Source organism: Limnohabitans sp. Rim8 (assembly GCF_945901735.1).
Classification (GTDB): domain Bacteria; phylum Pseudomonadota; class Gammaproteobacteria; order Burkholderiales; family Burkholderiaceae_C; genus Limnohabitans_A.
The window spans coordinates 19,281-32,000 of sequence record NZ_CAMDLM010000026.1; the positions used below are offsets into that span (position 1 = coordinate 19,281).

Genomic DNA, 12,720 nt, shown 5'->3' on the forward strand with positions numbered 1-12,720 from the left:
GAGCCGCCTTGTCCAACACTTCACAGCGCCCTTCGGGGCGTTCTTTTTTGATCGATGCGTTCAAGGCCGCAGGTTGTTTGTTGATCGTGTTGCACCACTTGGCGTTTTACGGGCCCATGTCGGATGTGGTGGCCACGGCCTGGCCCGGTGTGGTGGATTGGCTTTATGACCATGGCCGACTGGCGGTGCAGTTCTTCTTGGTGTGTGCGGGTTTTCTCACGGCAGGCAGTTTGGCGCGGTACGCGTCACTGACGCTGTCCGCGGCCCTGAAGCTGGCCTGGCAACGCTATTTGCGCCTGGCCATTCCCTTGTTGGCTGCACTGAGCTTCACCGTGCTGGTCAGTGAATGGGTGAGGCCAGACTTTGCGCATGCCAGCTTGTCGGCAACGCCCGATTGGGGGCAGGCGTTGGCCCACATGGCGCTGCTGCAGCATGTGCTGAACTTGGAGGCCTTGTCGGCAGGCATTTGGTATGTGGCGATTGACTTGCAGTTGTACGCGATGACATTGCTCAGCCTGGTGGCGGTGAAAGCCTGGCCCCGTGCGCAGACAGCGAATTTTGTATCGGACGGGGCAGATGCCAGACGCTCGGTGATGTGGTTGGTGCTGGTCTGCGCCTCTTTGTGGTGGTGGAATCTGGACACCGATCTGGACGATTGGGGCGTGTATTTTTGGGGCTCTTATGGTCTGGGCTTGCTCGCTTGGGAGGCCCGTCGGTTCACCGGATCAGGCGGTTCTGAAGGCCAGCTGCGCAGCTGGATGGTGGGTGCGTTGATGCTGCTCGTTGGCGGTGTGGCCTGGTGGCTGGAGCCGCGGTCGCGGATCGCGCTGGCGTGGGGCGTCGCGGCCCTGTTGATGGCGGTGCCTGAGGCCTGGCTGTGGGGCCGCGCGTTCGGGGCTTCTCGCTGGCGCTCGTCCCTGGAATGGCTCTCTGGCGTGTCCTATTCCGTGTTCCTCATCCACTTTGGCGTGAGCCTGGCTGTCAGTGCCGTGGTCACAGTGCATTGGCCTGATGCGCTGTGGTCCAATGCCTTGGGAATGCTGGCTTCATTGCTCCTATCGCTGTGGTGTGGCGGCTGGCTTTATCGGTGGGTGGAGCGGCCGCCACCGACGGTGTGGCGATGGCTGAGTTGGGTGGCGGTGTTCATGGCGAGTGTGGGCGTGGCCATGGTTTGAGGCTCGAGCTGCAGAACTGTATGGTTTCTTCTGTAGGTCGGTGCCTTAAGGTCCGACGTGGTGGTGGTTCACCGCCCTTTGCAAATGTCATTGAGCGGTGCGAAGTCATGTCGGACCGTAAAGGCCCGACCTACCAGAGTTACTTTCGCTCGAACGGACAATGCCAACATCATGGTGTGAGGTCTTTTAACGGGCCTTGCTGTCGTTGACTTTTTCGGTGATGTAGGCCAAGGCCTCTTCCACCTGGTCGATCAAAATCAGGCACAGGTCGCCCGGGGACAAGCGCGACAAGGCGGTGTCGATGGCGTTGAACTCACCCTGGATATCTTGCACATGGGTTGTGCGCAACGCGCCTTGCAAGCCTTCGCGCAGCAAGCCGATCACTTCGCCGTCTTCGCGCCCGCGTTGGCAAGCGTCTTGGTACAGCAGCACCTCGTCAAAAGCTTTGCCCAAAATCTGAGTCTGGTCGCGGATGTCTTGGTCGCGCCGGTCGCCTGCACCGCTGATGACCACCACGCGCTTGTTGGCGGGCATGTTCTCCACCGCCTGCACCAAGGCCTGGATGGCGTCCGGGTTGTGTCCGTAATCGGCAATGAGCGTCACGCCCTGGTAGTCAAACAGGTTGAAGCGACCGGGTACGCCCTGGATGTCGCTGATGAATGTGGCCAGGCCTTGCGCCATCGCATCCCAGTGCACGTCGATCGCCCAAGCCGCGCCCACCGCGGCCAATACGTTTTCGGTCTGAAAACCGATTTGACCTTGGCGTGTGAGCGGCACTTGGCTGAGGGGGATGCGGCACATCTGCCTGCCTTTTTGGGCCACGATGGCGCCGTCTTCCACATAGACCACGCGCTTGCCCTGGGCGCGGTGCGTGGCCAGCACGGGGTGGTTGGCGTCGAGCGCAAAAAAGGTCACATCGCCCGGGCAGTGCCGGGCCATGGCCACCACGGCCGGGTCATTGGCGTTGAGCACGGCCATGCCTTTGGGGTCCACGTTGAGCACAATCACCCGCTTGAGCACCGACAGGTCTTCCAGGGTGGTGATGTAGTTCAGGCCCAGGTGGTCGCCTGCGCCCAGGTTGGTGACCACGGCCACTTGGCAACGGTCAAAGGCCAGGCCCTCGCGCAGCAGACCGCCTCGGGCGGTCTCGAACACGGCGGCGTCCACATCAGGGTGCATCAACACGTTGCGGGCGCTGCGCGGGCCGCTGCAGTCGCCTGAGTCGGTTTGGCGGCCATTGACGTAGACACCGTCGGTGTTGGTCATGCCCACGCGCAGGCCTTGGGCCTTGAGCAGGTGAGCCGCCAAGCGCACGGTGGTGGTTTTGCCGTTGGTGCCGGTCACGGCAATCACCGGGATGCGGCCGTTGTCGCCATCGGGGAACATGAGGTCAATGACGGCATTGCCCACATCCCTGCCTTTGCCAAACGAGGGGCTGATGTGCATGCGCAGGCCCGGTGCGGCATTGAGCTCGACGATGCCACCGTTTTGGTCCTCGAGCGGGCGCGAGAGCGATTCGCAGACCACGTCCACGCCGCAGATGTCCACGCCCACCATTTGTGCCGCAGCGATCACGCGGGCTTTGACTTCGGGGTGCACCTCGTCGGTCACGTCAGTGGCGGTGCCGCCGGTGGAGAGGTTGGCGTTGTTGCGCAAAATCACGCGACGGCCCTTGGCGGGCACCGACTCGGGCTCCAGGTCTTGCGCATGCAGGCGGCCAATCGCGATGTCGTCAAAACGGATTTTGGTCAAAGAGGTGGCGTGGCCCACACCCCGGCGTGGGTCGGCATTGACCTGGTCGACCAATTGGCGCACGGTGTGCTTGCCATCGCCCACCACCAGCGGCGGCTCGCGCCTTGCGGCGGCCACCAGTTTGTCGCCCACCACCAGCAGGCGGTAATCGTGGCCAGGCAAAAACTTTTCCACCAGCACGGTGCCATACCGCACCGCGGTGGCATAGGCATTGTCAAAAGCCTGTCGCGCGTTGATGTTGACCGAGACCCCTTTGCCCTGGTTGCCGTCTTGGGGTTTGACCACAACCGGCAGACCGATTTCATGAGCGATGGCCCAGGCTTCGTCCAGGCTCTTGGCCGGGCGTCCCATGGGCACGGGCACGCCTGCCGCGTGCAGCAGGCTTTTGGTCAGGTCCTTGTCCTGCGCAATCGATTCGGCAATGGCGCTGGTGGTGTCTGTTTCTGCGGCCTGAATGCGCCGCTGCTTGGCGCCCCAGCCAAACTGCACCATGCTGCCGTCGGTGAGGCGACGCATCGGGATGCCGCGTGCCATGGCGGCGTCCACGATGGACCCGGTCGAAGGCCCCAGGCGCACGTCTTCGTCGTGTTCGTGCAATTGCGCGATGGCGCCTTCCAGGTCGAAGCCGGCACCCGCGGCGGCGGCCTGACACAGTTGCTCGGCCAGGCTCAGAGCCAAACGCCCCACCACTTCTTCGGTGTATTGCACCACCACCTGAAAAACGCCGGGATCTTCGGTGGGCATGGTGCGGCTGAACGACACCGGGCAGCCTGCGTGCGCCTGCAGGCTCAGGGTGACTTTTTCCAATGCATGGGCCAGCGTGACGGCCTCGCCCGGGCGCTGCCCATCAAACGGCCCGACCGCGGGAAAGATGCGCCGCAGCTGCTGCTCGACCGGGTGCTGCGCCGACAGGCCGCTGTCTTCTGAATTGCAGGTGACGATGGCTTCGATGGCGGTGTGTCGGCTCCACAGATTGGGGCCACGCAAAGCGCGAATACGAGAAACTTGCATGAAGGGTGTTTCCAGGGGGGAGGAGGGTGGCGAGAGGCGATGTTTCAAGCGGTGGGCAAGTTGCCATAACTCTTGATCCCGGCTCGGATCAGATCGGTGCCAATGTCCATAGCCCAGGCCGCGCAGGCGGCCACCAGCATGTCACTGGTGTTCAGGCTGCCCGTTTTCAAAAGCCGTGCCACGGCGGGGCGCTGGGTCGACAACACCAGGTGCTCTTTGGGGCCCTGTGCCAGCACCAACTGGCCTTCGCGCCAAAACCCCACGCGTTGACCCGCGCTGCGGTGCGTTTGCAGGCGGGCATTGTGCTCATCGTCGGCATAGAGCAGCACACTGCCGTCGCAGTAATCGGCCAGTGCGGCCACTTCGGGGTCGGCGGCATTGAGCACCGCGGTGCCCTCGGGCAGCACCACATCGATTTGGGTGCGGATGTAGCTGGGCATTTTTTCATCGCCACCGGGGTACAGGTCTTCCAGGCCGGTGGCGCGGGGCATGCGGGTGACGATGCCAATCTGGCAACGGTCATAGGGCAGGCCTTGGGACAGCAGGTGGCGGGCATCGCTTTCAAACACGGCCGCTTGCACGCCCCGGTTGATCAGCAAACGCTGGGCTTGGGCCCAATCCATGCCGTCCTGGGTGGGCAGTTGGCGTTGGTTCAAGAACAAGCCGTTGGCGCACGACAGACCGGTGTGCAGACCCAACAGATGCAGCAACCACGCCAGCAATTGCGCAGGTTGGGTGGTGTCGCCATCGCCCATCAAGCCCACGACCGGAATGCGGCCGTTGTCTTCGGGCTTGAAGAGGTGGTTGGCAATGGCCTGGCCCACCGGGCGGGGTTGACCCGTGGCGGGTTTGAGGTGCATGAGCAGGCCTGGGCCGGCATTGACCTCGACCACCGCGCCGCCTTGCGGCCCCAGGGGCTTGGCGATGTCTTGCGCCACCAGGTCGACCCCCGCAATGTCCAGGCCCACCACACGCGCGGCCAGCACCGCTTGCGCGGCCACATCGGGGTGCACCAGGTCGGTCACGTCCATCGACATGTTGCCAGTGCGCATGATGAGCACGCTGCGACCCGCCTCGGGCACGCTGCCTGCGCTCAAGCCCTGACGCTGGAGTTCCAGCACCGAGGTGGTGTGGTCTTCCAGGCGGATGGTGTCCAGGGGAAAGTCTTCTTCTTCGCCCCGGCGTGGGTCGGAGTTGATCTGCAGCTCAATGAGTTGTTGCACGGTGTGCTCGCCATCGCCCACCACGCTGGCGGTTTCGCCTTTGTTGACCGCCACCACTTGGTCGCCCACCACCAGCAGGCGGTGCTCTTCGCCCAAAATAAAACGCTCGACGATGACCTCGCTGCCTTCGGCCAGGGCAATGCCATAGGCCGCTTCGATGTCTTCTTGGCGCGACAGCTCCAGCGAGACCCCCCGGGCATGGTTGCCGTCGGTGGGCTTGACGCAGACCGGCAGGCCAATGTCCTGGGCCGCTGCCCAGGCCGCTTGCGGGCTGTCGACGATCTGGCCTTCGGGCACGGGCACACTGCACATGCTCAGCAGCTGCTTGGTCAGGTCCTTGTCTTTGGAGATGCCTTCGGCAATGGCGCTGGTGCGGTCGGTCTCAGCGGTCCAGATGCGGCGCTGGCGCTGGCCATAGCCCAGCTGCACCAGGTTGCCATCGTTCAGGCGAATGCTTGGGATGCCCCGGTCGGCGGCTGCATCGACGATGCTGGCGGTACTCGGGCCGATGCACAGGCTGTCCACCATTTGGGTCAGTTGGGCGATGTGCGCGGCGACATCAAAAGCCTGGTCTGAGATGGCGGCCAAAATCAAATCGCGTGCACTGAGCAGAGCCTGACGGCTCACGGCATCGTGGCGGGTGCGGATCACGACCTTGTAAACACCCCTGGGCCCGGCTTCGCGGGCTTTGCCAAAACCGGTTTGCATGCCGGCGCGGCTTTGCAGTTCCAGCGCCACATGCTCCAGGATGTGACCGGGCCAGGTGCCTTCTTCCAGCCGCTTCAAAAAGCCGCCACGTTCACCCACACTGCAGCGGTGCTCGACCAGGCCGGGCAGCCAGGCCGCCAGACGCTCGGCGAAGCCGGGCAGGGTGTTGGAGGGGCAGTCTTCCAGGTCGCCGATGTCGATCAGGGCTTCGATGACCGGGCGGTAAGTCCAGATGTTGGGGCCGCGCAGCGGGGTCATGCGCAGGAACTGAATGTGGTGGGGAGTGGGGCGTGCGCTCATGCTTGGGGGGTGCAGCGATAGAATCGGCGCTCGATCGCGGGGATGTCCAGCGTTTGGGCGGAAAGCTCAAGGTTCAAAAGGGGCATGGCTTGGGCAGTGGTGTCAACCGGGTTCGATGTGTGTTTATTTTCGTCGCGCCACCGGGGCGCAACGGGTTCTTTGGGGTTCAGCCTTCATGTCTTCAGTACTTTCTTCTGCATCTTGGCGTTCGGTCATACCGGACGAGTGGCAAGCAGAAGTGCGATCGAAGCTGGAACCCAATGAAAACGCCACAGCATGGGTTTTGGTTGACCTGAACGCGGCACTGAAGTTCCACAAAATCGCTTTGATTTTGACCGATCGGCGCATCCTCACAGCCCACTGTCGTGAAAAAAATTGGCAAAGCTGGTCCTTGGCCGAAGGCCAGAGATTGCGCCTGACGGACCACGCCGGGGTTGGGCAGCTGGAGCTTGCTGATGCGCAAGGCCGATTGGCTGTGTGGCGCTTCACCTTGGGCCTGCAAGACGCGGTGTTTCGCTGGGTGGCGCAGTTCGAGGCGCAGCAAAGCCACCGTGCCCAAACCCCGGGCCGTGTGCCCGCCGACTTGCAAGGGCGGCCATTGCAGGCGTCCCATGTGACGGTGTGCCCGGTGTGCCAAGCCAGCTTGTCCGAGGACGATGACGAATGTCCTGTTTGCAGCCGCGAAGACCTGAACCCGCCGTCCACCTGGACCTTGCTCAAGCTCTGGCGCTTTGCTCGGCCTTACAAGCGTTCTTTGCTGATCGGATTTTTGCTGACCCTGGCCTCGACCGCCGCCACGCTGGTGCCACCCTACCTGACCATGCCCCTGATGGACGAGGTGCTGATTCCTTACCAAAACGGGGCCGACATTGACCCGGGTTTGGTGTCCCTTTACATGCTGGGCTTACTCGCTTCGGGTTTGCTGGCCTGGGGCCTGGGTTGGGCCAAAACCTACATCCTGGCGCTGGTGTCCGAGCGCATCGGCTCCGATTTGCGCACCACCACCTATGAGCATTTGCTCAAGCTGTCGCTGGAGTATTTTGGCGGCCGACGCACGGGCGATCTGATCGCGCGCATCGGCAGCGAAACCGACCGCATCAACGTGTTCCTGTCGCTGCACCTGCTGGACTTTGCCACCGACGTGCTGATGATTTTGATGACGGCCGTCATCTTGTTTTACATCAACCCCACGTTGGCGCTGGTGACCTTGTTGCCGCTGCCCTTCATTGGCTGGTTGATCCATGTGGTGCGCGAAAGACTGCGCACCGGCTTTGAAAAAATCGACCGCGTCTGGGCCGAGGTGACCAATGTGCTGACCGACACCATCCCCGGCATCCGGGTGGTCAAAGCCTTTGCGCAAGAAGACCGTGAAGCCCAACGCTTCAAGGACGCCAACGCGCACAACCTCCTGGTCAATGACCGGCTCAACCGCGTCTGGTCGCTGTTCTCGCCCACGGTGACGCTGATGACCGAAATCGGCTTGCTGGTGGTCTGGGGGTTTGGCATCTGGCTGGTGTCGGACGACCAAATCACCGTCGGCGTGCTGACCGCATTTTTGGCCTACATCGGGCGCTTTTACAGCCGCCTCGATGCCATGAGCCGCATCGTCTCAAACACCCAAAAAGCGGCAGCGGGGGCCAAGCGGATTTTTGACATTTTGGACCATGTCTCCAGCGTGCCCGAGCCGCTCCATCCCGTGGCTTTGCCGGCCCAGGTCCAAGGCCACATCACGCTGCGCGATGTAGGCTTTCGCTATGGCAACCGCGCAGTGATCCGCCAGCTCAACCTCGACATCCAGCCTGGCCAGATGATCGGACTGGTGGGCCACAGCGGATCGGGCAAGAGCACGCTGGTCAATTTGATTTGCCGTTTTTATGACCTGAGCGAAGGGGCTATCGAACTGGACGGCACCGACATCCGCCAACTCAAGGTGGCCGACTACCGTCGTCAAATTGGCCTGGTGCTGCAAGAGCCGTTTTTGTTCTTTGGCACCATCGCCGACAACATCGCTTACGGCAAACCGGATGCCACCCGTGAAGAGATCGTGGCCGCAGCCCGTGCAGCGCACGCGCATGAATTCATCTTGCGCATGCCCCAAGGCTACGACTCGCTGGTGGGTGAGCGCGGCCAGGGCCTGTCGGGTGGCGAGCGCCAGCGCGTCTCGATTGCGCGGGCCTTGCTCATCAACCCGCGCATCCTCATCTTGGACGAGGCCACGTCGGCCGTGGACACCGAGACCGAAAAAGAGATTCAAAAAGCCCTGGACAATTTGGTGCGTGGGCGCACGACGATTGCCATCGCGCACCGCTTGTCCACTTTGCGCAAGGCCGACCGTTTGGTGGTCATGGACAAAGGGGTGGTGGTCGAAGAGGGCACACACGACGCGCTCATGGCGGTCCAAGGCGCTTACTGGCGCCTGTACGAAGCACAGCAGCGCCAGGCCGAAGCGGTGGCGGTGCTGGGCGGCAGCGACGAGGACAAGAAGGTGAGCGCATGAACCCGTTTGATTTGCAACGCGATGCCTTTGGTCGTTGGGTTTTGGTCTTGGCCGATGGCACGCGCCACAGCCCTGTGACCGCGTTGCGCGCCTATCCGGTCTCAGCCCCGGACCTAGGCGCGGCCTTGATGGACGCCGACGGCCACGAGCTGCAGTGGGTGCCCGACTTGTTGGCGCTGACGCCCGCCCTGCAGGCCACCCTGCGGGAGGCCTTGGACGAGCGAGAATTTTTGCCACAAATCCTGCGCCTGGACACCGTGAGCAGCCTGCTCACGCCCAGCACCTGGACGGTGCAGACCGATCGGGGCACCACGCAATTCATGCTCAAAGGCGAGGAAGACATCCGCCGCCTGACCGGCACCGTGCTGCTGATCAACGACGCCAATGGCGTGCAATACATGATCCGCGACCTGGCGGCCATGGACAAACATTCACGCAAACTGCTGGACCGTTTTTTGTAGGTCGGCGCTGCAGCTCCAACGTTGCAGGTTCTCGCAAGTACATCTCCGGGATCAAGCCGCCGACCTGTGAGGGATTGGACCTGTAGGTCGGTGCCTTCAGGTCCGACGCCGTGCACCATCGCCCTTGAAAGTGTCGCTTCGCGAAGGGATGGCTGTCGGACCATAAAGGCCCGACCTACGGGGGATCGGTCTTCGTAGGTCGGTGCCTTCAGGTCCGACGCCGTGCACCATCGCCCTTGAAAGTGTCGCTTCGCGAAAGGATGACCGTCGGACCATAAAGGCCCGACCTGCGAAAGGCAAGCGCTGGCGTCAAACCTCAAGGCACCGACCTACAAAAGGGCATTCTCTTGTAGGTTGAGCCTTTACGGTCCAACAATGCTGCCTGCGCCCGGCGACATTCGAAGGCCGCCCTGCGCTTCAGCCCCCGAAGAAGCCCTTGAGCTTGTCCGTCCAGCTCTCGCCAGTGGGCTGGTGTTTGCCGCCGCCTTTGGTGAGCGACTCTTCAAACTCCTTGAGCAGCTTTTTCTGGTGCTCGGTCAACTTGACCGGGGTCTCCACGGTGATGTGGCAATACAGGTCGCCCGGGTAGCTGCCGCGCACGCCCTTGATGCCCTTGCCGCGCAAGCGAAACTGCTTGCCGGTCTGGGTGCCTTCGGGGATGTCGATGGCCGCTTTGCCGCCCAAGGTGGGCACTTCGATCTCGCCGCCCAAAGCCGCTTTGGAAAAGCTGATCGGCACGGCGCAATGCAGGTCGTCGCTATCGCGCTCAAAGATGGCGTGCTTTCTCAGTCGAATTTCGATGAACAAATCGCCCGGTGGCCCACCGTTGGTGCCCGGCTCGCCATTGCCTGCACTGCGGATGCGCATGCCGTCGTCGATACCGGCCGGAATTTTGACTTCCAGTGTTTTTTGTTTTTTGACCTTGCCCTGGCCTTGGCAGGTGACGCAAGGTTCGGGGATGATCTTGCCGGTGCCGCGGCAGTGCGGGCAGGTTTGTTGCACACTGAAAAAGCCTTGGCGCATTTGCACTTGGCCTTGGCCTTGGCAAGTCGAGCAGGTCTTGGCGCTGGTGCCGGGTTTGGCCCCGGTGCCATGGCAAGTGTCGCACGCGTCCCAGCTCGGAATGCGCAGCTGCGAGTCCTTGCCGTTGGCCGCTTCTTCGAGCGTGATCTCCATCGCATAGCTCAAGTCCCCGCCTCGGAAAACTTGACGACCTCCTCCACGTCCGCCCCGCGCTTGGCCACCAAAGATGTCGCCAAAGATGTCGCCAAAGGCGTCACCAAAACCGCCAAAGCCTTCGGCCCCGCCGCGCATGTTCGGGTCGACACCGGCGTGGCCGTGCTGGTCGTAGGCCGCGCGTTTTTGCGCGTCCGACAGCATCTCGTAGGCCTCTTTGCCCTCTTTGAACTTGGCCTCGGCCTCTTTGGCTTTGGCGTCTTCCCCCTGGTTGCGGTCAGGGTGGTACTTCATCGCCAGCTTGCGATAAGCCTTTTTGATGTCTTCGTCTGTGGCGTTTTTGGCAACGCCCAGCACTTCGTAAAAATCTCGGTTTGTCGCCCTGGGGCAAATCCAACCGTTAGAACAAGAACGCCGCGAAGGCGATTCAGTGGCCTGAATCAGCTTGCGCGGCGGGATTGCGGACAGGCCGCAGAGGGTAGGGGATCAGCCCTTTTTGACTTCCTTGACTTCTGCGTCCACCACATTGTCGTCTTGTGGCTTGGCATCGGGCGCACCGGCGGCGGCAGTACCGGCAGCGGCTTGCTGCGCTTGCATGTCGGCGTAGACCTTTTCGCCCAACTTTTGGCTGGCGGCCATCAGGGCTTCGGTTTTGGCTTCGATGGCGTTTTTGTCTTCGCCCTTCAAAACCTCTTCAAGGGCCTTGGCGGCGGTCTCGATGGCTTCTTTTTCGGACGCTTCAATCTTGTCGCCATGCTCTGTCAGGCTCTTCTTGACGCTGTGCACCGCAGCTTCACCCGCATTACGCGCTTGCACCAGCTCGAGTTTTTTCTTGTCCTCATCGGCGTTCAGCTCGGCGTCTTTCACCATTTGCTGAATTTCGGCTTCAGACAAACCCGAGTTGGCTTTGATCGTGATCTTGTTTTCTTTGCCGGTGCCTTTGTCTTTGGCGCCCACATGCAAGATGCCGTTGGCGTCGATGTCAAAAGACACTTCGATCTGAGGTGTGCCACGCGATGCGGGTGGGATGCCTTCCAAGTTGAATTCGCCCAGCGCCTTGTTGCCGCTGGCAATTTCACGTTCGCCCTGGAACACCTTGATGGTCACGGCCGGCTGGTTGTCTTCGGCGGTCGAGAAAGTCTGTGCAAACTTGGTCGGGATGGTGGTGTTCTTGGTGATCATCTTGGTCATCACACCGCCCATGGTCTCGATGCCCAAAGACAAAGGGGTCACGTCGAGCAGCAGCACGTCGGTGCGGTCGCCGGACAACACCTGGCCCTGGATCGCAGCGCCCACGGCCACCGCTTCGTCGGGGTTCACGTCCTTGCGTGGCTCCTTGCCGAAGAACTCTTTGACTTTCTCTTGCACCTTGGGCATGCGGGACATGCCGCCGACCAAGATGATGTCGTCGATCTCACCGACTGAGACGCCAGCGTCTTTGATGGCCGTGCGGCAAGGGGCGATGGTGCGCTCGATCAGCTCTTCCACCAGTTGCTCCAACTTGGCGCGGGTCAGCTTGACGCTCAGGTGCTTGGGGCCGGTGGCGTCGGCCGTGATGTAGGGCAGGTTGACGTCGGTGGCCGCCGAGCTGGACAACTCGATCTTGGCCTTTTCGGCGGCTTCTTTCAGGCGCTGCAGGGCCAGCACGTCTTTGGCCAAATCGACGCCGGATTCTTTCTTGAACTCGGTGATGATGTGGTCGATGATGCGCTGGTCAAAGTCTTCGCCGCCCAAGAAGGTGTCACCGTTGGTGGACAAGACTTCGAACTGCTTTTCGCCGTCCACATCGGCGATCTCGATGATGGACACGTCGAAAGTGCCGCCACCCAGGTCATACACGGCGATCTTGCGGTCGCCCTTTTCCTGCTTGTCCAGGCCAAAGGCCAGGGCTGCAGCGGTGGGTTCGTTGATGATGCGCTTGACGTCCAGGCCGGCGATGCGACCCGCGTCTTTGGTGGCTTGGCGCTGGGCGTCGTTGAAGTAAGCGGGCACCGTGATCACGGCCTCGGTCACTTCTTCGCCGAGGTAGTCTTCGGCGGTTTTCTTCATCTTGCGCAGGATTTCAGCGCTGATTTGAGGCGGGGCCAGTTTGTTGCCACGCACTTCCACCCAAGCGTCGCCGTTGTCGGCTTTGGCAATGGTGTAAGGCATCAGGTCGATGTCTTTTTGGACTTCTTTTTCGGCGAACTTGCGACCGATCAGGCGCTTGACCGCGTACAAAGTGTTGCGCGGGTTGGTCACCGCCTGGCGCTTGGCCGACGCGCCGACCAGGATTTCGCCGTCTTCTTGGTAGGCAATGATCGACGGGGTGGTGCGAGCGCCCTCGGCGTTCTCGATCACTTTGGTCGTGTTGCCTTCCATGATGGCCACGCACGAATTGGTGGTGCCCAGGTCAATACCGATGATTCTTCCCATTT

7 protein-coding genes are annotated in these 12,720 nt (G+C 61.9%); 3 read left to right on the top strand and 4 right to left on the bottom strand.

The window, feature by feature from the left end; translation table 11 throughout:
* Window positions 1–8: 8 nt before the first annotated feature.
* Window positions 9–1,175: an acyltransferase family protein gene (locus Q0O99_RS12860; RefSeq protein WP_293752146.1), complete on the top strand. Its 1,167-nt coding sequence runs from the start codon at window positions 9–11 to the stop codon at window positions 1,173–1,175.
* Window positions 1,176–1,361: 186 nt separating this feature from the next.
* Here Q0O99_RS12860 and cphA (Q0O99_RS12865) read toward each other — a convergent pair whose 3' ends face one another.
* Both cphA (Q0O99_RS12865) and cphA (Q0O99_RS12870) read right to left on the bottom strand, forming a co-directional pair.
* A complete protein-coding gene (gene cphA, locus Q0O99_RS12865) occupies window positions 1,362–3,938 on the bottom strand; it encodes a cyanophycin synthetase (RefSeq protein WP_293752148.1) in 2,577 nt (858 codons plus the stop codon).
* 44 nt (window positions 3,939–3,982) lie between these two features.
* Window positions 3,983–6,169 (bottom strand): cyanophycin synthetase, encoded by a 2,187-nt coding sequence (gene cphA / locus Q0O99_RS12870; RefSeq protein WP_293752150.1) that lies wholly within the window; start codon window positions 6,167–6,169, stop codon window positions 3,983–3,985.
* Between the two features lie 175 nt (window positions 6,170–6,344).
* Here cphA (Q0O99_RS12870) and Q0O99_RS12875 point away from each other — a divergent pair, with 175 nt between their 5' ends.
* Complete coding sequence (locus Q0O99_RS12875; protein WP_293752152.1) at window positions 6,345–8,666, top strand: ABC transporter ATP-binding protein; 2,322 nt, start codon at window positions 6,345–6,347, stop codon at window positions 8,664–8,666.
* Window positions 8,663–9,127 carry a DUF1854 domain-containing protein gene (locus tag Q0O99_RS12880; RefSeq protein WP_293752154.1) on the top strand — a complete coding sequence of 155 codons (465 nt, stop codon included), beginning with the start codon at window positions 8,663–8,665 and terminating at the stop codon, window positions 9,125–9,127. The genes Q0O99_RS12875 and Q0O99_RS12880 overlap by 4 nt, the downstream gene beginning before the upstream one ends.
* 417 nt (window positions 9,128–9,544) lie before the next feature.
* On the opposite strand, the gene dnaJ is transcribed toward Q0O99_RS12880, so the two are convergent.
* Both dnaJ and dnaK read right to left on the bottom strand, forming a co-directional pair.
* On the bottom strand, window positions 9,545–10,696 hold the full coding sequence (gene dnaJ / locus Q0O99_RS12885) for a molecular chaperone DnaJ (RefSeq protein WP_293752212.1): 1,152 nt from the start codon (window positions 10,694–10,696) through the stop codon (window positions 9,545–9,547).
* Between the two features lie 93 nt (window positions 10,697–10,789).
* Window positions 10,790–12,718: a molecular chaperone DnaK gene (gene dnaK / locus Q0O99_RS12890; protein ID WP_293752156.1), complete on the bottom strand. Its 1,929-nt coding sequence runs from the start codon at window positions 12,716–12,718 to the stop codon at window positions 10,790–10,792.
* Between the last annotated feature and the right edge of the window lie 2 nt (window positions 12,719–12,720).